At 64.1% G+C, this 20,015-nt stretch carries 19 protein-coding genes; 5 read left to right on the top strand and 14 right to left on the bottom strand.

Features of this window, described 5'->3' with window-relative positions; all coding sequences use genetic code 11:
* Positions 1 to 109: 109 nt before the first annotated feature.
* From ACIGJE_RS31135 to ACIGJE_RS31110, 6 genes are read right to left on the bottom strand one after another with little or no spacing between them, the layout of a single operon-like run.
* Positions 110 to 1,123, bottom strand: coding sequence for a 2-hydroxyacid dehydrogenase (locus ACIGJE_RS31135; protein WP_483680545.1), 1,014 nt, complete (start codon positions 1,121 to 1,123; stop codon positions 110 to 112).
* A 7-nt stretch (positions 1,124 to 1,130) separates the two neighbouring features.
* The gene (pbfA, locus tag ACIGJE_RS31130) at positions 1,131 to 2,477 is read right to left on the bottom strand and encodes a (R)-1-hydroxy-2-aminoethylphosphonate ammonia-lyase (protein ID WP_483680543.1); all 1,347 of its coding nucleotides are present in this window, start codon (positions 2,475 to 2,477) and stop codon (positions 1,131 to 1,133) included.
* Between the two features lie 34 nt (positions 2,478 to 2,511).
* A complete protein-coding gene (locus ACIGJE_RS31125) occupies positions 2,512 to 3,636 on the bottom strand; it encodes a TIGR03364 family FAD-dependent oxidoreductase (RefSeq protein WP_483680541.1) in 1,125 nt (374 codons plus the stop codon).
* Positions 3,637 to 3,642: 6 nt separating this feature from the next.
* Positions 3,643 to 5,097: a phosphonoacetaldehyde dehydrogenase gene (phnY, locus tag ACIGJE_RS31120; protein ID WP_367624724.1), complete on the bottom strand. Its 1,455-nt coding sequence runs from the start codon at positions 5,095 to 5,097 to the stop codon at positions 3,643 to 3,645.
* Positions 5,094 to 6,353 (bottom strand): phosphonoacetate hydrolase, encoded by a 1,260-nt coding sequence (gene phnA / locus ACIGJE_RS31115; RefSeq protein WP_311936873.1) that lies wholly within the window; start codon positions 6,351 to 6,353, stop codon positions 5,094 to 5,096. Before phnA ends, phnY begins: the two co-directional genes overlap by 4 nt.
* Positions 6,354 to 6,382: 29 nt before the next feature.
* Complete coding sequence (locus tag ACIGJE_RS31110) at positions 6,383 to 7,576, bottom strand: 2-aminoethylphosphonate--pyruvate transaminase (protein WP_483680539.1); 1,194 nt, start codon at positions 7,574 to 7,576, stop codon at positions 6,383 to 6,385.
* A 137-nt stretch (positions 7,577 to 7,713) separates the two neighbouring features.
* Here ACIGJE_RS31110 and ACIGJE_RS31105 point away from each other — a divergent pair, with 137 nt between their 5' ends.
* The 4 genes from ACIGJE_RS31105 (at position 7,714) to ACIGJE_RS31090 (ending at position 10,587) form a co-directional block, all read left to right on the top strand.
* Positions 7,714 to 8,598 (top strand): LysR substrate-binding domain-containing protein, encoded by an 885-nt coding sequence (locus tag ACIGJE_RS31105; RefSeq protein ID WP_311936868.1) that lies wholly within the window; start codon positions 7,714 to 7,716, stop codon positions 8,596 to 8,598.
* A 516-nt stretch (positions 8,599 to 9,114) separates the two neighbouring features.
* Entirely contained in the window at positions 9,115 to 9,324 is a 210-nt protein-coding gene (locus tag ACIGJE_RS31100) for a hypervirulence associated TUDOR domain-containing protein (protein ID WP_483680537.1), read from the top strand.
* A 9-nt stretch (positions 9,325 to 9,333) separates the two neighbouring features.
* Entirely contained in the window at positions 9,334 to 9,894 is a 561-nt protein-coding gene (locus ACIGJE_RS31095) for a DUF488 domain-containing protein (protein WP_483680536.1), read from the top strand.
* 21 nt (positions 9,895 to 9,915) lie between these two features.
* Positions 9,916 to 10,587: a uracil-DNA glycosylase family protein gene (locus ACIGJE_RS31090; RefSeq protein WP_311936859.1), complete on the top strand. Its 672-nt coding sequence runs from the start codon at positions 9,916 to 9,918 to the stop codon at positions 10,585 to 10,587.
* 99 nt (positions 10,588 to 10,686) lie between these two features.
* On the opposite strand, the gene ACIGJE_RS31085 is transcribed toward ACIGJE_RS31090, so the two are convergent.
* From ACIGJE_RS31085 to ACIGJE_RS31050, 8 genes are read right to left on the bottom strand one after another with little or no spacing between them, the layout of a single operon-like run.
* Positions 10,687 to 11,487, bottom strand: coding sequence for a 3-methyl-2-oxobutanoate hydroxymethyltransferase (locus ACIGJE_RS31085; RefSeq protein ID WP_367624719.1), 801 nt, complete (start codon positions 11,485 to 11,487; stop codon positions 10,687 to 10,689).
* 10 nt (positions 11,488 to 11,497) lie between these two features.
* A complete protein-coding gene (locus tag ACIGJE_RS31080; RefSeq protein ID WP_483680534.1) occupies positions 11,498 to 12,610 on the bottom strand; it encodes a fatty acid desaturase family protein in 1,113 nt (370 codons plus the stop codon).
* Positions 12,611 to 12,662: 52 nt separating this feature from the next.
* The gene (locus ACIGJE_RS31075; RefSeq protein WP_483680532.1) at positions 12,663 to 13,844 is read right to left on the bottom strand and encodes an aldose 1-epimerase family protein; all 1,182 of its coding nucleotides are present in this window, start codon (positions 13,842 to 13,844) and stop codon (positions 12,663 to 12,665) included.
* Positions 13,845 to 13,846: 2 nt separating this feature from the next.
* Positions 13,847 to 14,629, bottom strand: coding sequence for an ATP-binding cassette domain-containing protein (locus ACIGJE_RS31070; RefSeq protein ID WP_483680531.1), 783 nt, complete (start codon positions 14,627 to 14,629; stop codon positions 13,847 to 13,849).
* Positions 14,629 to 15,633: an ABC transporter permease gene (locus ACIGJE_RS31065; protein ID WP_311936846.1), complete on the bottom strand. Its 1,005-nt coding sequence runs from the start codon at positions 15,631 to 15,633 to the stop codon at positions 14,629 to 14,631. The genes ACIGJE_RS31070 and ACIGJE_RS31065 overlap by 1 nt, the downstream gene beginning before the upstream one ends.
* 54 nt (positions 15,634 to 15,687) lie before the next feature.
* On the bottom strand, positions 15,688 to 16,626 hold the full coding sequence (locus ACIGJE_RS31060) for a sugar ABC transporter substrate-binding protein (RefSeq protein ID WP_311936843.1): 939 nt from the start codon (positions 16,624 to 16,626) through the stop codon (positions 15,688 to 15,690).
* A gap of 18 nt (positions 16,627 to 16,644) precedes the next feature.
* Entirely contained in the window at positions 16,645 to 17,559 is a 915-nt protein-coding gene (locus ACIGJE_RS31055) for a sugar phosphate isomerase/epimerase family protein (protein ID WP_483680529.1), read from the bottom strand.
* 36 nt (positions 17,560 to 17,595) lie between these two features.
* On the bottom strand, positions 17,596 to 18,687 hold the full coding sequence (locus ACIGJE_RS31050; RefSeq protein WP_483680527.1) for a Gfo/Idh/MocA family protein: 1,092 nt from the start codon (positions 18,685 to 18,687) through the stop codon (positions 17,596 to 17,598).
* A 281-nt stretch (positions 18,688 to 18,968) separates the two neighbouring features.
* On the opposite strand from ACIGJE_RS31050, the gene ACIGJE_RS31045 reads away from it, so the two are divergent.
* Positions 18,969 to 19,991, top strand: a complete 1,023-nt coding sequence (locus tag ACIGJE_RS31045) for a LacI family DNA-binding transcriptional regulator (protein WP_483680525.1) — start codon at positions 18,969 to 18,971, stop codon at positions 19,989 to 19,991.
* Positions 19,992 to 20,015 lie beyond the last annotated feature (24 nt).

Below are 20,015 nucleotides of genomic sequence, written 5' to 3'. Positions count from 1 at the left end.
CAATTTCACGCGTTTCCACGAGCAAGGCACGCCCCAGCACGAGTGTGCTCTTGCCTCCAACTCTTTGTTTCGACAGGTCTTTGCGATTGCCGCCGGATCGCAAAATGCTTCAGGCAAACCGAATGCCGGCGCGCTGTGCTCGCAGGCGGGGGTCGTTGGAACGAACCGTCACCGGCCGGCCCTGAAGGATCTCCTCGCAGCGGGCCAAGGTGTCCGCTTCCAGGCGCTGCATGGCTTCGACGGTGAAGAAAGCAAGATGCGGAAGCAGGATGACGTTGTCATGACGGTAGAGCGGGCTCATCGGGTGGCCGGCTTTGCGCAAGGGTTCGAGCGAATAGGTGTCCAGGCCGACACCGCCCAGGCGCTCTTCCATCACCGCATCGACCAGGGCCGCTTCGTCGACCAGCGCACCGCGCGACACGTTGATCAGGATGGCGGTCCGCTTCATGCAGGCGAGTTCCGCCGCTCCGATCATGCCCCGCGTGCTCTGGTTGAGGACGCTGTGGATCGAGACGAAGTCGCTGGCGGCCAACAGGTCTTGCAAGGCATCGACTTTCTCGATACCGGTCTCGCGCATGGCTGTGGCGTCGAGATAGGGATCATAGCCCAGGACGCGTGCGCGAAAGCCGGCCCCGGCCATGCGGGCAAGGCTGCGGCCGATCCTGCCGCAGCCGACCAGACCCAGCGTCGCGCCGGCGATATCGCGCCCGAGCCAGCGCGCCTCCGGCCAGACCCAGCCTTGTTCGGCAACCGCATGGGTGATGGCCGGCAAGCGTCTGGCGAGCGCGATCATCAGGGCGAAGGCGGCTTCGGCCACCGTTTCCTCGGCATAATCGGGTATGTTGACCACGGGGATGCCGCGCGCCATGGCCGCCGGGATGTCGATCGCATCGATGCCGACGCCATATTTGACGATGCCCTTCAGCCGGGGCGCGGCTTCGATCACCCGGGCGGTGATCGGCGTGTAGCACATCAGCAAGAGGTCGGCGTCGGCAACGGCCGCGCATAGATCGCCTTCCGAAATGCCTTCCGGCAGGATGGCGAGCTCGACGCCCTGAGCCCTGAGCCCCGCATCGACGGCGGGGCATTCGAGTTCCCCGTCGGTCCTGACCGCCTTCACCATCGCGCCCTCATCCCGCCAGGACCGCCTCTTCGACGATGCCGAGCGCGCGGTCGAGGTCTGCCCTGGCGATGGTCAGCGGCGGCGACAGCGTCAGCACATTGCCCTGGCTGATCTTGAAGGAGAGGCCGTTTTCCAGGCAGCGATAATAGACCCGCTCGGCCAGAGCGTGATTGGGCTGAAGCCCCTGCCGGTCCTCGACGAGCTCGACGCCGAAGATCAATCCTCGGCCGCGCACGTCGCCGACATGCGGGGAGCGGGCCATCAGCTCGCGCATGCGGTTCATGGCGTGATCGCCCAGTTCCCTGGCGCGTTCGGGGAGGCCCTCCTCGCGGATGATGGCGATCGTGGTCAGCGCGGCCCGGGTGGTGACCGGGTTCTTTTCATGGGTGTAGTGGCCGATCGCATAGTCGCCGGCGACATCGAGGCCGCGGTGGGCGATGACGGCGGCGATGGGCAGGATGCCGCCACCCAGCGACTTGCCGAGCACCAGGATGTCGGGGGTGACGCCGTCATGTTCGGAGGCGAAGAATTTGCCGGTCTTGCCGAGGCCGGTCGGAATCTCGTCGAAGATCAGCAGCGTGCCATGCCTGTCGCAGGCTTCGCGCACGCTTTTCCAGAACCCCGGCGCGGGAACGAGCGGGGTCGCGCGCATGGGTTCGGCGATGAAGGCGGCGATGTCGCCTTCGCGGGCCAGGACATAGGAGATCATGCTGGCGCAGGCGCGGGCCGACTCCTCCAGCGAATTCGTGCCATAGGGGCAGTGATGCGGGGCCCAGGGCGCGACATGCTCGCTGCCCGGCAGGAGGGGCCCGGCAATACCCGAACGGAACGTCGCCTCGCCGCCGACGCTGGAGGCACCGAAACCGGCGCCGTGGAATGCATCCCAGAAGGACAAGGTCTTGAACCGGCCGGTCGCGGCACGTGCCAGCTTGAGCGCGACCTCGATGGCATCCGAGCCGCCCGTGGTGAACAGCACCTTGCCGAGATCGCCCGGCGTGAGTTCGGCCAGCGTTTCGGCCAGTTCGACCGCCGTCTCGCAGGTAAAGCGCCGGGGGGCGAAGGGCAGCTCATCCATCTGCGCCCGGATCGCTTCCTTGAGGCGCGGATGCCCATAGCCGACGTGATGGACGCTGTTGCCGTGGAAATCCATGTAGCGCCGGCCGGCGAGGTCCTCGATCCAGATGCCCTCGGCCTTGGCGATGGTCGACACGCAGGGGCTGGACAGGCTCTGATGCAGGAAGACGTCGGCATCGCGCTGCAGCAGCGCGGCCGAGGCAGCGTGATGCTGCCGGGCGTTCCAGTCACGCCGCGCCTGGGCGGTATTGGATTCGCCCTCGGTATGGATCAGGGTCATGGCGCTTCACAGCCGGGCCGAGCCCGCTCCCTCTTCAGTCTCCAAAAAGCTCGGCAATCGTCTCCTCGCCGAGAGCAAAACCGGTGCTCGCACCCGTGCCGCTGGTCACGATCACCAGCCTTACGCCGTCGCAGGGGTTCAGGCGCAGCGCCTCGTCTTTCGACGAGGACGCGTAGGTGCCGACCCAATGGGCGGTGACACGGGGAGGCGACGCGCGGAACAGAGCCTCGTATTCGGCCAGGATCAGGGCGTCGACTTCCGTGGAGGCGAAGGGATCCGGCGTGGTGCCGTAATGATGTGAATCGCCCACGACCAGGGAGCCATCGGCCGATTGGGTGACGATGAGATGAACGCCGTTCGCCAGGGCGCTTGCCTGCTCGCTTTCGAGCCGCCGGCGCAGCGCCGCCGTTTCCGGCATTGCGGCAAAGGCGCCGTAGCGCAGGAGGCTGAGATCGGACATCAGCGCCGAATTGAGCCTGAAGCCGGGATCGGCGAGGCGCAGCATCTGCAGCTTGCAGCGCCGCACCCTGTATTCTGCGATCGTCTCGCTGAAAAGGGTGGCAAGATCATCGCCCGGGCAGATCGCGATGCGCGAGGCCGCAATATCCCCCATGTTGGTGCGAAGCCGGCCGGGTTCGACCCCCCGTACCGCCGTGCCGAAGCGGAAGCTGACGCCGTGACGCGTCTGGAGCCATTCGACGAGGCGGGGCAAGGCGAGGGAGGATTCGACCCGCAATTCATGCGGGCTGAAGAAGCCGCCGATTGCGCCGGAACCGGCGAGGGAGGGCTCGCGCTCCGCCAGTTCGGCTGCCGTCAAGGCCTGGCATGAGGCGCCTTCGGGCGTGGTGCAGAACGCCGCGATGGCGTCGAGCGCCTCGGGGCGCTGGGCGGCGATCACCATGCCGCGATGGAGGATGTCGATCCCGGCCTCGGCCGCCGTCGCAAGCCAGACCTCCCGGCTGCGCCGGGCGCGTCGATAGGAAAGACCCGGCGTCTGGCCGCTGACGACGACCAGGCCGAAATTGCGGATGGAGGCACCATTGGCCGCGCTGTCGCGATCGACGACCACGACCCGCAGCCCGCGCCGGGCGGCTGCCAGCGCATGGCCGAGGCCGACAATGCCGGCCCCGACCACGGCAAGATCAAAGGTCTCGGGCATGAAGCGCTACCACGGCAATGAGAAGGTCTTGACGTTGGTGAAGGACTTCATCGCCTCGATCACGCCTTCCTTGTAGCCGTTGCCCGAATCCTTGATGCCGCCGAAGGGGCTCATCTCGATGCGATAGCCCGGCACTTCCCAGATATTGACGGTGCCGACCCGGAGGCCGGTGATGAAGGCCTGCATGCGCCGGAAGTCGTTGGTGCATACGCCCGAGGACAGGCCGAAGGCCGTCGAGTTCGACAGTGCGATCAGGGCCTCGTCGTCATCGGGGGCGCGAATGATCGGGACGATCGGGCCAAAGGTTTCCTCCATGACGAGCTCGCTCGCATGCGGCACCCTGTCGACGACGATCGGCGGCAGCAGTGCGCCCTGGCGGCCGGGATCGTAGAGGATCTCGGCGCCGGCCTCAGCCGCCATATGGACGCGCTTTTCGAACAGGGCGGCCGCCTTCTCATGCACCACCGTGCCGAGCTGGGTGGCTGGATCGAAGGGGTCGCCGAAGCGGATGGCCTTGGCGCGTTCGAGCACCAGGGGCACGAAGCGATCGGCGACCTTCTCCTGCACCAGGATGCGCTTGACGGCGGTGCAGCGCTGGCCGGAATTCTTGGTGGCGCCGGCGACGGCGAGGTCCGCCGCCCTGGCGAGGTCGGCGTCATCGAGGTCGTTGAGGATGATCAGCGGGTCGTTGCCGCCGAGCTCCAGGACCTGTCGCTTGTAGCCGGCCTTGGAGGCGATCATCTTGCCGACGGGCACGCCGCCGGTGAAGGTGATCAGGTCGATATGGGGATTGGTGATCATTTCATCACCGATCTCGGCGGGCCATCCCGTCACCACCGAGAGCATCTGCGGCGGCAGGCCGGCCTCGTAGAGGATGTCCGCCAGGACCAGTGCTGTCATCGGCGTGAGTTCCGTCGGCTTCACCACCACGCAATTGTTGGTGGCGATGGCCGGTGCCACCTTGTGCGCGACCATGTTGAGCGGATGGTTGAAGGGCGTGATCGCCGAAATCGCCGTGAGAGGCTCGCGCTGGGTGAAGATCCGCCTCTGCTTGCCATGCGGAGTGAGGTCGCAGGAGAAGATCTGGCCATCGTCGTGGATGCACATCTGGCCGGCGAGGGTGAAGACGTCGAAGGCGCGCCCGACCTCATAGAGCGAGTCCTGCTTGGAAATGCCGAGTTCGCTGGTGACGAGATCGGAAATCTCGTCCTTGCGGGCGTTGATGAGCTCGGCCGTCTTCAACAGGATCTTCTGGCGGTCGTAGCGCGTGAGCTTCGACTGGTAGCCGGCTGCGATCTCGAAGGCCTGGCGGGCATGTTCGGCGCGCCCGGCAGGAACGGTGCCGACCACCGTGTCGGTATAGGGATAGCGTACCTCGAGGGTCGCCTCGGCCTCGACCAGGCGGCCGGCGATCCGCATTGGTTCATGGCGGACCTTGATGGTTTTCTCGGGTGTGTTCATTTTGGCTGAGCCGCTGCGAGGGTGGCGTAGTAGAAGGCGTCGAAATTGCGCAGGGCCGGCGCCTGCGGCAGGTCGGGCAGGGGGCGGTTCACGATGAAGGGTACCGCCTGCTCGGTCAGGCCGCCATGCGAGCGTAGCGGTTCGTCGAGCGCGGCAAGGTCGTGGCGGTGCTCGGATGTGCCGATCGTCTTGTTCTCGCCCGAGACCATGACGATGTCGCCGATGCGGTCCTCCGGCAGTTCGAAGCGCCGGCAGCCCTCCTCGCGCCCGAGCACCAGCGTCATGTCCTGGATAGCACGCAGCCTGGCGATGATGGCCTCCCGGTCCGCGCCCTTGGGCAGATAGGCGGTGGCGAACGAGCCCAGCGCGCCGTGGTGCACCACATAGGGGTCGGTGATCGGCAGGATGACGCGGGCGGCATCCTTGCCGAGCCATTCATCCAGCAGATCCTGGACATAGACCACGTTGGGCGAGCCGTCCGCATGATGCTTCGGCTTCATGCCGTGGTCGGCGGTTACGACGATGGCGGCACCCAGCGCGTCGAGCTCGGCGAGATATCTGTCGAACATGGCGTAGAAGGCGTTCGCCTGCGGCACGCCGGGGGCGTATTTGTGCTGAATGTAGTCTGTCGTCGTCAGATACATGACGTCGGGGCGGAATTCGCGCAGAAGCTTGACGCCGGCGGCGAACACGAATTCCGACAGTTCCGCCGAATAGACGTCCGGCACCGGGCGCCCCAGCCATTTGGAGGCATCCTCGATGCCGTTGGCAGCCTTGGTGGTGGTGCTGGCCTTTTCCGAGGAGAAGCAGACGGCACGGTCGTCGTCATAGGACAGGCCGTGGCCCAGGAGGGCGCGCAACTTGTCCTTGGCGGTGACCACGGCAACCTTGGCCCCGGCATCGTAGAATGCCTTGAACACCGTCGGGGCGCGCAGGAATTTGGGATCGTTCATCATCACCTCCTCGCCCGTTTCGGGGTTGTAGAGGTAGTTGCCGCAGATGCCGTGCACGGCGGGCGGGCGCCCGGTGACGATCGACAAATTGTTGGGGTTGGTGAAGCTGGGAATGACGCTGTGCGCGGTGCTGGCCGTTCCCTTCCGCAGGATGCGCTCGAGGGCCGGCATCAAGCCGGCCTTGATGGCTTCGTCGAGATAGGCTGGCTCGCAGCCGTCGAGACAGATGGCGATGGCCGGCACGCGCGGCCAGGCGTAATTGCGCTCGTTGGCGGAGACCGAGACGGGGGACATTTGGTTCATCGAGGATCGATCCTTCAATAAGGGCCGCCTCAGGCGGCGAGCTTTGCGCGTTCGGCAATGGCGTCGGCGGGCGGGGCGGCGGAAGCAACCTTCATCTCGGCGAGGGACTGGCGGGCCGCCTCGACCACCTTGCGCATGACATGCTCATCCATCCGTCCGATGCAGCCGACGCGGAAGGACTCGACCACCGTCAGCTTGCCGGGATAGATGATGAACCCCTTTTGTTTCATCTGTTCGTAGAAGCGGCTGAAAACGAAATTCGGATCGGCGGGGCAGAAGAAGGTCACGATGATGGGCGAGAGCCAGGTGTCGGAGAGCAGCGTCTCGAAGCCGAGCTCGCGCATGCCGGCTACCATCACATCGCGGTTCCTGATATAGCGGGCACCCCGCCCTGCTACGCCGCCCTCGGCGGTATGCATGCGCAGGGCCTGGAGGAAGGCCGCGACCACATGGGTGGGTGGCGTATAGCGCCACTGCCCGGTCTTTTCCATCGTGGCCCATTGCGCGTGGACGTCGAGGCTGAGCGAGTGGCTGTTGCCCTCAGCCGCCTTCAGCGCATCCTTGCGGGCAATCACGAAGCCGAAGCCCGGCACGCCCTCGATGCATTTGTTGGCGGAGGACACCATGGCCTCGAAGGCGATCTCGTTGACGTCGAGGCGGATGGCGCCGAAGGCACTCATGGAATCGATGAGGAGTTTGCGTCCCTTGCTCTCGACCACGGCGGCGATCTCGGCCACCGGGTTGAGAATGCCGGAGGAGGTTTCGCAATGGATGGCAAGGACATGGCTGATCCCCGGATCCGCGTCGAGCGCGGCCGCAACTTCCTCGCCGCGCGGAGGCAGGTAGTCGCCCTTGTCGATGAGGGTGTAGGGGCGGCCAATATAGCGCATGGTTTCGGCGGCCCGCAGGCCATAGGCGCCATTGGCCAGGACAAGGACCTTGCCGTCCTTGGGGACGAAGGAACCGAGCATGGCCTCGACGCAGAACGAGCCGGACCCCTGCATGGGCACGCAATCATAGTCGCCCCTGCGGTCGCCGGTCAAAGCGAGCAGGCCCCGCCGAAGCTCGACGGTCATGGCACGGAAATCGGCATCCCAGGAGCCCCAGTCGCGCAGCATGGCCTGTTTCACCTCGGCTGAAGTGGTCAGCGGGCCGGGGGTCAGCAGATAGGGCTCACCGAGCAGGGGAGGGGCAAAAGCTTGCGTCGACGCACCATCGTGCATGGGCCGGTCCTCATCAGATGCCGTTCGTTCGGCGACCATATAGGACCGGCACAATCTATTCTAAAAATCGTTATTTTGTATCCGTATATAAGCTGTGATTATATGTGGACGATATCGAGCCCTGGGGATGATCGCCGATGCGCTATGTTCAACTCCGCGCCTTTCACTATGTGGCGATCTCGGGCGGCTTTTCGCGGGCCGCCAGCGAATTGCTGCTGACCCAGCCGGCGATCTCCGACCAGGTTCGCAAGCTGGAGGAGGAATATGACACGCTCCTGTTCAATCGGCAGCGCAAGCAGGTCGTGCTGACGGAAGCCGGGGAGCGCCTTTTGACCATCACCCGGCGCATGTTCGAAATGGAGAATCAGGCTCTCGAGCTCTTGTCGGAATCCCGTTCTCTTCGGGCCGGGACGCTGCGCATCGTCGCCGATGCGGCCCACCACGTGCTGCATATCATGGGCGAGTTCCGCCGGCGTTATCAGGGGGTCCACGTCACCGTCCGGTCCGGCAACACCGAAACGGTCATCAAGAGCCTGTTCAACTATGAAGCGGATATCGGTGTCGTGGGGGAGGTGCCGGCGGGCCGCGACTTCGAGATCATCGCCCTCAACGCCACGCCGATCGTCGCCTTTGCCGCGGCAGATTTCGACCTTGGTGGACGCAAGAGCCTTTCCTTTGCCGATCTGGCCACGATGCCCCTCGTCATTCGCGAGCGTGGCTCCAAGACCCGCAAGCGCCTGGAGGACGGGGCGGCCGATGCCGGCATCAGGCTGAAATATGCCATCGAGGCGGAGGGACGCGAAGCTGTCCGTGAGATCGTGGCTTCGGGCGCCGGCCTTGGTTTCGTTTCCGAGGCCGAGTTCGGCAACGACGGCCGGCTCATGAGAATCCCGATCTCGGGCCCTCCAATGCTGATGGAAGAGGCGCTGGTCTGCCTGAGCGAGCGAAGCGATGCCAAAGCCATCCGCGCTTTTCTGGGCATTGCGAGGGAACTTGCCAACCGGATCCCAATGAGCGGTTAGGCCCTCCTTCTTCTCGACAGCGGCATTGGCCGGCCGCGACGAGGCATCGCTCCGGGGACGCGTCAGGAAAATCGCTGTCGCAGAGCCAACTCGACGTTTTCCGGCAATCGGACGGTGCGGTGGCAGGTGGCCCGGTCGCTGAGGTTTGGGTGGGGCGACCGGGCCTGTTGACCAAGCGTTGCGGGGCTCGGTCGATTTGGCTTCCGCTGGGGGCAGCAGAAGCAGGGAACACGCTAGGCCGGCTTCTTGCTGATCAGAAGTTTTGTTATGTTAAATGTTGTTTCGCGAGGCCAGGAAGCGAGGCTTCTTGTGGTCGTGGAGCGTGATTCAGTTGGCCTGTCGTCGAGCGCTGTCTCGGTGGAGAATGGCAGCATGAATGCGCGGCGGGATCAGGTTGACTTCGCCGCAAGCCGCCCAAGCAGGCGAGACTGCCTCGGCCGTCCATCACGCCCATGACCAGGATCGAAATGACGCGCGTGTGGGAGTGGGCTTCCGACGGAAGGAGGAGTTGGCGGGATGACCAAACGATTTGAGATCGGCGATCACGTGACCTGGAATTCCGAGGCGGGCCGCGTATCGGGGACGATTATCGCGATCCATACACGTGATTTCGACTATAAGGGGCATATCCACCGTGCGACGGAAGACGATCCCCAATATGAGATCAAGAGCGACAAGACCGACCATATCGCCGCTCACAAGGGCAGTGCCCTCGACCATGTGTGAACCAGGCGCGTGAAGCCGCCCTTCTTCACCATCGGCCATTCCAACCGGCGCATCGAAGAGTTTGTCGACCTTCTGCGTCAGGCGCAGGTTGAGCTGCTCGTCGATATCAGGAAGATCCCGATGTCGAGAGCCAACCCGCAATTCAATCAGGATCGCTTGCCCGGCTCCCTCTCGGCCTGCCAGATTTCATACGATTACATTGCTGCGCTTGGTGGCCTTCGCGGCAAGTTCGGAGCATTCCCTCGGGATCGCAATGGCTTTTGGACAAACGAGAGCTTCCACAATTACGCCGACTATGCACTTTCGGGTGAGTTTCACGAAGGCTTGGAGCGCCTGCGCAGCGAGGGACACAAGAAGCGCTCGGCGATCATGTGTTCGGAAGCGGTGTGGTGGCGATGTCACCGCCGCATCGTGGCGGACTATTTGATCGCCGAGGGAGAGATCGTTTTCCACATCATGGGAGAGGGGCGCCTTGAGCGTGCGCAACTCACGACGGGTGCCATGGTCGAAGCAGACGCGACGATTATCTATCCGGCACCCCGCAATAGCCCAGCCGCGGAGCAGCCATGAAGGCCGTGCGGTGACCATTCAATGAAATCAGTGACGCCCCTCGAGCCCCACGTTTCAAAGACGAGCGACCAGGCCTCCCCGTTTGAGGCACTGCTGAGCAGTATCCGCGCCTGCCGCATCTGCCGCGATGACCCCCGGTACGGCATGCCGCTGGCTCATGAGCCAAGGCCGGTCATTCAGGCATCGCAAGATGCGCGTATCTGCATAGCCGGCCAGGCACCGGGAACCAGAGTGTACAAGAGCGGTCGTCCCTTCGATGACCCGTCCGGCGTGCGTTTGAGACGGTGGCTGGGAGTTGACGAAGCCAGCTTCTACGATCCGTCGAAGGTTGCCATTCTGCCGATGGGATTTTGCTTTCCGGGATTGACGTCGAACGGCGGCGATCTGCCGCCCCGCCGGGAGTGCGCAGAGCTCTGGCGCTCCCGGCTGTTCTCTCAAATGCCGAATGTGAGGCTGTTGCTGGTCATCGGTTCCTATGCCCAGCGTTGGCACCTCGGACCGGAAGCCGGACGATGGGGTGTCAATGAAACGGTCAGGCGGTGGCGCGAGGTCTATCAAAGCGACCCGCGGATGCGCAGGTTTCCGTTGCCTCATCCGTCCTGGCACAACAACAAATGGCTGAGCCAGAATCCGTGGTTCGAGACCGATGTGTTGCCTGTGCTGCAGGCGGACATACGGGATGTTCTTCTGTGATGATGGAATACCGTGACCCAAAATGGATACGGGCTTCCAGCAGCAAGCGAAGCGATAGCGGGGACTCTTACGGCATCAGGCCTGATTTGGAGGCCAGCCTCAGCTCACCTCAAGCTTCGTCATGAACGCCTTCAATTCATCTGGCGGCATATGCACGATGTGCCGTTCCTGCGGATAGGCATTGGCGCCCACATCCGACACATATTCGCGGAAGGCCGCAACGCGCTCGGCCTGCAGGCGATCATATTCGGCAGCGAAATTGCGATAGACCTTGGAGTGCCTGGGCATGTGGCCGCGATTCATGCCGAGGATATCCTCGGCGAACAGATATTGCGCGTCACAGCCGGCGCCGGCCCCCATCGACAGCATGAAGAGGCTGGTGCGCTGCGCGATCGCCTCGGCGACCTCCACCGGCACCACCTCGATCTCGGCTCCGAAGGCGCCGGCCGCTTCGAGCTGCTTGACGGCCTCGAAAATTTGCAGGGCGCTGTCGGCCGTCTTGCCGACGGCTTTGAAGCCGCCTGTCCAGGTCTTGCGCGAGGGGATCAAGCCGACATGGCCGATGACGGGGACCGCCTCGTCCGCCATGCGCTTGATCGTGGCATAGGAGGCGCTGCAATAGACCGCATCGGCGGAGGCCTTGATCATGCGGAACGACCAGCGCACGAAGTCGTCCGCCGTGCCGATCTCGTAGAAGTTCTCGCCCGGCATGGAGAACAGGCTCGGCGCGGCATCGCGATAGCGCGGGTCGAGGATCAGCTCGGGCGGAATGGAGACGATGTCCACGCCCGCCCGCTCGGCGGCCTCGGCCTCCTCCAGCGTGGTGACGCGGAGCATGGTCAGCTGCTTACGGCCCTTGAGGGCGCGCAGGTCGGCAACAGTGGGTCTGGTGCGGGTCATTGCGTGGTTCTCACTCGGCGGCCGCGGCCGCGGCCACGGCCAATTCATGGAATTCGGCGCGATAGGGCCGGGCGGTGGGCGGCAGCTCCCGCAGCAGGAAATAATCCTCGTTGCGAAGCTGGCGCAGCACGACCGGAAACACCTCGCGATAGGCGTGCCACATCGACGGGTTCGGTGCGGGCAGGTCATGCTTGATCAGGTCATGCAGCCTGGGCAGGGCATGATAGGGCACCATCGGGAACATGTGGTGTTCCACATGGTAGTTCATGTTCCAGTAGATGAAGCGGCTGATCGGGTTCATGTAGACGGTGCGGGTGTTGAGCCGGTGGTCCGTCACATTGTCGGCAAGGCCGATATGCTGAAGCAGGCCGGTCATCACCATGTGCCAGCAGCCATAGAGGCGCGGCAGGCCGATCAGCATCAGCGGCAGCCAGGACCGGGCGGCGAGCGCAGCGAGGATGGCGGCAAGATAGATCGCCATATGCCAGCGTGCTGCCGTCACGGCCTTGTGCCGCTCCATCTCGGGAATGAAGCTCTGCTCGTCAGGCGTCAGGGTTCCCAAGGCGTTGCGGCCGAGGGCGATCAGCGAATACCAGGCGTCGATGATGCCGACGAAATTCAGTACCAGCCGGATCAGGTCCGGCGGCCTCATCACGGCGATCTCGGCATCGCGCCCGACGATGATGGTGTCGGTGTGGTGGCGGGCGTGGCTCCAGCGCCAGGTGACGGGATTGCGCATCAGCATGAAGCTGGCGATCTGGTAGACCACGTCGTTCATCCAGCGGGTGCGAAAGGCGGTACCGTGACCGCATTCGTGCCAGCGCGAGTCGCTGGAGGAACCGTAGAGCACGCCATAGACGAAGAAGAAGGGCAGGCACCACCAGCTGCCCCAGAACCAGATGCCGCCGGCCGCGGATATGAGGATGGCGGCAATCCAGATCACGGTGTCGCGGATGGCAGGTCCATCGGAGCGCTGCATCAACTCCTTCATGACCTTGCGGGGGATGTCGGTGTGGTACCACTCCGCGGATGCCAAGCCCGTCTCGATGGCCTGGCGCGTGCTGTCGCCGACCAGGCTGTAATCCCGTTTCCTATGCATCGTCGCCATGGCCATGCCGTTCATTTCGTGTGGTTTTCCGGGCCTCGGCCCACATCTTTCCCGTTTGATCCCCTCGTCACGAGCGTCCCTCCAGGTGCAGGAACAGTCCGGATGGCGGGGGGAAGTCCTCCGAGGGTTGGCGGGCGATACCGGTGACGAGGCCTTCCGCCGCCACGATCTCGGCGCTGCCGTCGAGGACCTTGAAGGTCGCCTGGTAGCGGCGCTCTTCGCCATGCTCCAGCCAGATCATCTCGCCGCGCTCGCGCGCGGCGAGATCGCCGAGAACGTGATGCGTCGAGGGTTCGATGCCGAGAACATATTCGCCGGGCTGGAAGTTCTGCCATTGATAGAGGCAGGGCAACTGGTCCTGCCGCGTGACCACCATCAGCCCCAGGCCGATGCGGTCATTGACGAGGGCCACCGGTTGTTCGCCAGCGGCATTGGCGGCGAGCCTGTGCTGCCAGACCTGCTCGCGGAAGCCGGCCTTGGGGGCAGGAGCCACGCGATAGCCGACTTCCTGCCGGCGATAGGCCTCGCCGGCATGGGCAGCCCAGGCGACATCCGCGATGGGGGCGAGGTAGCGCGAGCCCTCGTCGAGCACGGGATGGCCGATATTGATATGATAGAAATACATGTGCGGCGTGCGCCGGAAGCCGTGATTGACCACGCGGTCGCGGATGCGGATCTCGTTGCCGCCGAGATCGGCCTCGATGCGTCGCAGGAGATGCAGGTCCTCGCCGAACACGGCCGATTGCTGCACGATGCCCTCCGCCCAGAGCACGCAGTGCTCGCCGTTCCAGCTCTCGCCATAGCCGGTCAGGCGGGCGGGAATGGTGCCGATGCGGCCATGCAGAGAATGCCGGATGCTCCTCTTGCCCGGATAGTTGTAGCTGTCGGCCGGCGTTTCCTGCGGCCCGAGGATATGATCGAGGCCGCAGGTCACCAGGAGGCCGGAGAAGGAACGGGCCCAGGCAAGGCCGTTTTCCCCCTCATATTCATGCAGGCCCGGATGCCGGAAACCGGTCGGGGAATGCCAGCCGATGGATTGCCCCCGATACTCGCAGTCGGCGATGTCGAGCGCGCGGTCGACCAGCACGGTGAAACGCAGGCCCGTGCCGGTGCGGAATTCCAGCATGCGGATGCCGCGCTCGACGCCGTCGCCCAATGTCATCAGCCGCACGCCGGCGAATTGCGACAGCATGCCGGCCCGTTCGCCGATCTGGCGGCGCGTGAGGGAGCGTCCGAACAGTTCGACCATTCTCAATGCGCCTTCGCATCCTTGAGCAGCGCCTTGATGTCGACGCCCATGATGATGCCTTCCACGGTGAGGAGGTCGGTCTCCGCCACCGTCTTCTCCGCCACGACCTCGCCGTGGCGCATCACCACCAGGCGGTCGCAGACTTCGAAGACGTGGTGGATGTTGTGGGTGATGAACAGCACGCTGTGGCCGGCATCGCGCATGTCCCTGACGAAGCGCAGCACGCCATGGGTCTCCTCCACGCCGAGATTGTTGGTCGGCTCATCGAGGATGATCACCTTGGCGGCGAACTGCATGGCACGGGAAATGGCGATGGACTGGCGCTCGCCGCCGGAGAGCGTGGAGACCAGGGCATCGGCGTCGAGCTCCTTGGAAATGCCGACGCGCTTCAGCAAGGCCGCCGCCACGCGGCGCAACTCGCCGAAATCAATCGGGGCGAATACGCCGAGCCAGCTCAGCTTCACCGGCTCCCGGCCGAGGAAGAGGTTGCGTGCAATGCTGAGATCCGGGGCCAGGGAGGTGTCCTGATGGATCGTCTCGATACCGAGATCCATGGCATCGCGCGCCGAGCGGATGGAGGCCTTGTCGCCGCGCACATAGATGGCGCCGCCGTTGCTCGGATGGACGCCGGAGATCGCCTTGATCAGGGTGGACTTGCCGGCGCCATTGTCCCCGAGCAGGGCGACGACCTCGCTTTCGCGCAATGTCAGCGAGGCGCCCTTGAGGGCCTGCACGCTGCCGAAGGACTTCCGCAGGTTTTCGAGCCGCAGGACTTCCGTGGCCATCAGCGCCTCCCGCCATTCTTCTGCAGCAAGGCGTGCAGGATCAGCATCACCAGGATGATGCCGCCGAGAAAGATGTTGTAGGCGAGGCCCGGCACGCCGATCAGTACGATGCCGTTGCGGATGGCGCGCAGCATGAGCACGCCGACCACGGTGCCGAAGATGGTGCCTCGTCCGCCGGTGAGGGCGGTGCCGCCCACCACGACCATCGCGATGACCTCGAGTTCATAGCCGGTGCCGGCCACCGGGGAAGCGGCGGAGATGCGGAAGGCGCTGATCATGCCGGCAAGTCCGGCGAGCACCGAGGTCAGGATGAACAGCCAGATCTTCACGGCGTCGGCCGGCACGCCGCGGGCAAGTGCGGCATTGCGGTTCGAGCCGATGGCGCTGATCCAGTTGCCGAGCTTGGCGTAGTTCAGCAGATAGATGCACAGGCCGGTGAGGCCGATGAACCACCATAGCGAGGTGTAGAGTTTGAAGGCTCCGGCCTGGAAGCTGCCGGCCAGCAGCGTCACCCAGGGACCGGGCTGGTCCCACGATTTCAGGGGGAAGCCCTGGGTGATGTAGAGGGCCACGCCGCGCAGGATCAGCAGCATGGAAAGCGTGACGAGGAAGGAGGAGATGCCGATCTTCGTCACGATCACGCCGTTGACCCAGCCGATCGCGACGCAGAGGAGGAGGCCGACCAGCAGGGCCGGGCCGATATCCATCACGCCCTGCTGCACCAGCAGCATCACCAGCACCGGCGCCAGTGCGAAGACGGCGCCGACCGAAAGGTCGAACTCGCCTGCCGTCAGCAGCAGCGTCATGCCGAGCGCGATGATGCCGAGCTCGGGCAGGAACGCCATCATGTTGGTGATATTGAGCGGGGAAAGGAAATTGGCGTCGGCCACGGCGAAGCCCGCCAGGGCCACGAGGAGGATGACGAGCGATGCCATCTGGGGCGAGCGCGGCAGGCTCGCCCGCAGGCTCCTTCCGGGAGTGTTGTTTTCCACGACCAAAGCCATGACGGTCCCATTCGCTGCGAAAAGGAGGGTTCCGGCCGAGGCCGGCCCCTTCGGTTACTTGCCGGCGTAGAGCTTCAGGATCGGCTCGACGCTGGAAGCGTCGTAGAGGCTGAAGGTGTGCACGTCGTAGCCGATGGGCTGGCCCGAGGCGGCCAGGTTGAGCAGGGCGACGGGCATGAAGCCCTGCGCCGAGGGGTATTGCCAGGCGGCGGCGTTGACATAGCCTGCCTTGACCGCCTCGGCCGTCTCCCTCGAATTGCCCCAGCCGACCACCGGGATCTGGCCGGCCGAAACACCGGCGCCCTCGAAGACCCGCTTGACGCTGGCGGCCACGGAGTCGCCGAGGGCGATGATCGCCGGCGGCTTGCTGGCGATCATGTAGTCCGTCATCTTGGCGATGATGCCGGCCGGATCGGTGCCGCAATCGACCACGTCATATTTGATGCCGAGCGGATCGAAGACGCTGGCGATGCCCGCCGTCTCCAGCTGCTGGTAGCTGGCGCCGGGCACCTCGACGGGCAGGAAGACCTTGTCGCCCTGCTTCACCAGCTTCTTGTCGACCAGATATTTCGCCCAGGTGACGCCGGCCTCCTTGAGATCGGCGCCGACATAGGCCTGGCGGCCGGTGGCGACGTCATCGGTGTTGTAGAAGATGATCGGGATGCCGGCTGCCTTGGCCGCCTTCACCTCCTCCGTCCACAGGCCCGGCTGCGCCGAAGTGGTGGCGATGCCATCCGGCTTGGCGGCGATGGCCGAGTTGAAGGCCTCCTTCTGGGCGGCCATGTCGCCGCCGCTGAAGGAAATCTTGCAGGTGACCTTGAGCTGGTCGCAGGCCTTGGTGGCGCCGGCGTTCCAGTCGATCCAGAACGCGTCGGACGGCCCGCCATGGGAGAGAAGATAGAAGGTCTTCTGTTGCTCCTGCGCCTGCGGCGCGGTGATCGCCATGGCCAGCAAGGCGGCTGCGGCGGCAAGCTTCAGTCCGAATTTCAACATGTTCGCCTCCCTCGACCTTCAAAGACCGTTGTCGCGGAACTTGCCGTCGAGGAATTTTTTGGCGCGGGGCACGTCCTCCTCGGACAGATGCTCGATGATCACCGGAATGTTGGGGTGCTTCTGGGCAAGACGCTGCAAATAGAGATCGTAATTGAGGGAGCCGAGGCCGGGGGCGGGCAGTTCGATCTCGCCGACACCACGGAAGGTATGGCTTTCGAGGGCATCCGCGTCGCCGATATCGGCATGTTTCTCGCTCTTGTCGTCGCCCGAACGCTTCACGTCCTTGGCATGGGCGATCCGGATCTTGTCACTGAGCGTGTCGAAGACCTGGTTGAGGATCTGGTCCATCCGGTCGATGTTGTGGGTCTCGAAATAATTGGTCGGATCCATCAGCAGGCCGAGGCCGGGATGGTCGACCTGGGCGAACATGCGCACGGTTTCCTCGACCGAGCCGACGACATTGTTCACATAGGTTTCGAGCAGGAAGACCGCGCCGTGGTCATAGGCCGTCTGGGCGAGGTCGGCGATCACCTTGCGGCATTCCTCGAAGCCTTCCTCGGTCTTGTTCCTGGGGTGATGCACCCAATCGGACTCGGTGTTGAAGGTTCCTGTCTCGGAAATCACATAGGGCGAGCCGAAATGGCGCGCATTGCGGATGATCTCCTTGAGATAGTCGACGCGCTTCTCGCGCTCGGCTTTGTCGGGATGGATGATGTTGGTGTAGCCGGAGATGCAGCAGATCGGCAGATGGTGGTCGCGGAAGGTATCGTGCACCTTCTTCGCCTTGTCCTTGGTGATCTGGCCGGCGGAGAGGTCGACATCCTTGAAATGCAGGTCGAGCTGCACGGTGTTGAAGTCGAGCGAACGGATCTTCTTCGCCGTTTCCTCCAGGCTATAGGGAAAATAGCCGGTGAAGATACCTGCCTGCATCATGGTCGATTTCCTTCCCGTATCGATATTTCTTGATTTTCAATGGATGGGTATTTCGCTGAGCCTGACGGTGCGGCTTTCCGTGATGGAGCGATATCCCGCCTCCACCAGCGCCATCGTCCTGACATTGTCGGCGACCGAAAGGGCCGGGGCGGTTCCGGTTTCCACCGCATGCTGAAGCTGCTCCATCACGCCGATGAAGGCGTGCGGGAACCACATGGTCTGCCATTGCGGCGTGACCCACTCGCCGCCCGTGGCCTTGGCCGATGCATAGCTGAAGGTGGACGGGGCGCCTGTGGGCCAGCCGATGCTGCCCTTGGCCACGCCTTCGGTTCCCTCCACGCGCCAGGTGATGTGCTGGTCGTCGCGATAGCCTTCCTGCCTCGGGCCCGACCAGACGTCTTCGAGCGACAGCGCCAGCACCCCCGAGGGAAAGCGCAGCGTCGAGATCGTGATGCCGTCGCGATGGTCGAAGGTGGTGCGGGGGTCCTTGCGGGTGAGGGTGGTGATCTCGTCGGGATCGCCGAACAGGAAGCGCAGCACGTCAAGGTGATGCACGCTCATATTGGCGAGCGTCAGCCGGTCGTAATTGCGCAGGAAGGGCTGCCAATGGGGGATTGCATGCATGTCGATCTGGGCGAACACCACCTGCCCGAGGTCGCCGGCGTCGAGGACCTGCTTGAGCACGCGCATCGACTGGTCGTAGCGCATGTTCTGGTTGACGGAGAGGATCTTGCCGGCGGCCTCGGCCTCGTCCCGCAGCTTGATGGCTTCCGACAAGGACAGGGCAAGCGGCTTTTGGGCGAGGATCGCCTTGACGTGCCTTTGCTTGAGGGCATGGCGGATGAGGGCCGGCTGCTGGTCCGGCGGAAAGGCAAGATCGAGGATCTCGACCTCGGTATCCTCGATCAAGGCCTCGGGCGTGTCATGTACGGTCGGGATCTGCCAGCGGGCGGCAACCTTTTCGGCATTCGTCTTGGTGCGGGACGCGATGGCGACGACGGGGAAGCCCGCCTCCTTGTAGGCCGCCAGATGGCATTCGGCCATGATCATGCCGGCACCGATGCAGCCGATCGCGTAGCGCCTGGTGCGCACCGGGGCATCCGGCGCGAAATGCCTGGGTTCGTTCATGCATCCTCCCTAGGTCTGTTTGTCCGACCTTTCGGGCGATATTGATGTTGATGGATTTTGATGTCAACATCATTTGAAATCATTGTAAATCATTGTAAATCATCCGGCTTGGAAGACTTGAAGAAGATGTCGAAAACACAAGCTAAAACAGGTGGATAAATAGCGACCGGCAATTTCCGGGGCCTGGGTGTCGCTTGCACTCGGCCCGCAAAAAATCCATCATTTTCAATCAGAATCACAAAAGGCGGCATCCGTGCCGCATTCGGAAGGCGAGTTCCAGATTGCGTGCCACCCTGTCAGACGTTGCGCGAGAGGCCGGTTTCTCGTCGGCAACGGTCGATCGTGTCCTGAACGGGCGCCCCGGCGTACGCGGCCGGACCCGCGAGATCATTCTGGAGACCGCCCAGCGCCTCGGTTATGTGCTCGATGATGGCGCGGCGCAGGATGCGGGAAGCGGGCGCAGCCTGCGCCTCGATTTCGTGCTGCCCTCCCGTTCCAACGCCTTCATGCGCAAGCTGTGCGAGCAGATTGGAGAGCAGGCGGCCTATCGCGCCGGTGTCGACGCGCGGATCCACACGGTCGACGACTTCACGCCGGATAGGCTCGCCCGGGCGCTCTACGACCTGCAGGGGGAAACCGACGGCGTAGGGGTGATCGCGCTGGATCATCCCACCGTGCGCGAGGCGATCCGGTCGCTGGCGGCCACCGGCGTCAGGATCGTGACGATCGTTTCCGACATCCAGTCCGTGCCGCGCGTCGCCTATGTCGGCATCGACAACCGGGCAGCGGGCCGCCTTGCCGGCTATCTCGCCGGCCGCTTCATGGGTGCCGGCAGGACGGGCAAGGTCGGGCTGCTGGCCGGGTCATTGTCCTATCGCGGCCATGAGGAACGAGAGATGGGCTTTCGCCACATCCTCGCCGAGGAGAATCCCGGGCTGCGCATCGTGGAGCTTCGCGAAATGGGTGACGACAACGAACGCGCCTATGCGGAAACCAAGGCGCTGCTGCAACATCATCCGGACCTCGCCGCCATCTACAATATCGGTGCCGGCATTCCCGGCATCGCCCGTGCCCTGAAAGAATGCGGCCGTGCGAACTCGGTCGTCTTCGTCGGGCATGAGGTCACCGAGGACACCAAGCCGTTGCTGCTGGACGGTACGCTCGATGCGGTCATCGACCAGAACCCGCGCGTGGAGGCGCGCGAAGCGCTGAATACGCTGATCCACTCCTTGCGGGATCAGCCGATCATTGCCCATCCGCCGCGCCTGCAAGTGGTGTTCAAAGAGAATATTCCGGAGGTCTGAGAGGCGCAGCCACCCGGAAAGCCG

The organism is Labrys sp. E2SS-1L (assembly GCF_057073705.1).
This window is presented reverse-complemented; position numbering and strand designations above follow the sequence as displayed.

Excerpts from the sequence above, each read along its gene's own strand:
- ACIGJE_RS31135 (WP_483680545.1), bottom strand. The coding sequence starts at position 1,123 with ATGGTGAAGGCGGTCAGGACCGACGGGGAACTCGAATGCCCCGCCGTC.
- pbfA (WP_483680543.1), bottom strand. The coding sequence starts at position 2,477 with ATGACCCTGATCCATACCGAGGGCGAATCCAATACCGCCCAGGCGCGG.
- ACIGJE_RS31125 (WP_483680541.1), bottom strand. The coding sequence starts at position 3,636 with ATGCCCGAGACCTTTGATCTTGCCGTGGTCGGGGCCGGCATTGTCGGC.
- phnY (WP_367624724.1), bottom strand. The coding sequence starts at position 5,097 with ATGAACACACCCGAGAAAACCATCAAGGTCCGCCATGAACCAATGCGG.
- phnA (WP_311936873.1), bottom strand. The coding sequence starts at position 6,353 with ATGAACCAAATGTCCCCCGTCTCGGTCTCCGCCAACGAGCGCAATTAC.
- ACIGJE_RS31110 (WP_483680539.1), bottom strand. The coding sequence starts at position 7,576 with ATGCACGATGGTGCGTCGACGCAAGCTTTTGCCCCTCCCCTGCTCGGT.
- ACIGJE_RS31105 (WP_311936868.1), top strand. The coding sequence starts at position 7,714 with ATGCGCTATGTTCAACTCCGCGCCTTTCACTATGTGGCGATCTCGGGC.
- ACIGJE_RS31100 (WP_483680537.1), top strand. The coding sequence starts at position 9,115 with ATGACCAAACGATTTGAGATCGGCGATCACGTGACCTGGAATTCCGAG.
- ACIGJE_RS31090 (WP_311936859.1), top strand. The coding sequence starts at position 9,916 with ATGAAATCAGTGACGCCCCTCGAGCCCCACGTTTCAAAGACGAGCGAC.
- ACIGJE_RS31085 (WP_367624719.1), bottom strand. The coding sequence starts at position 11,487 with ATGACCCGCACCAGACCCACTGTTGCCGACCTGCGCGCCCTCAAGGGC.
- ACIGJE_RS31080 (WP_483680534.1), bottom strand. The coding sequence starts at position 12,610 with ATGAACGGCATGGCCATGGCGACGATGCATAGGAAACGGGATTACAGC.
- ACIGJE_RS31075 (WP_483680532.1), bottom strand. The coding sequence starts at position 13,844 with ATGGTCGAACTGTTCGGACGCTCCCTCACGCGCCGCCAGATCGGCGAA.
- ACIGJE_RS31070 (WP_483680531.1), bottom strand. The coding sequence starts at position 14,629 with ATGGCCACGGAAGTCCTGCGGCTCGAAAACCTGCGGAAGTCCTTCGGC.
- ACIGJE_RS31065 (WP_311936846.1), bottom strand. The coding sequence starts at position 15,633 with ATGGCTTTGGTCGTGGAAAACAACACTCCCGGAAGGAGCCTGCGGGCG.
- ACIGJE_RS31060 (WP_311936843.1), bottom strand. The coding sequence starts at position 16,626 with ATGTTGAAATTCGGACTGAAGCTTGCCGCCGCAGCCGCCTTGCTGGCC.
- ACIGJE_RS31055 (WP_483680529.1), bottom strand. The coding sequence starts at position 17,559 with ATGATGCAGGCAGGTATCTTCACCGGCTATTTTCCCTATAGCCTGGAG.
- ACIGJE_RS31050 (WP_483680527.1), bottom strand. The coding sequence starts at position 18,687 with ATGAACGAACCCAGGCATTTCGCGCCGGATGCCCCGGTGCGCACCAGG.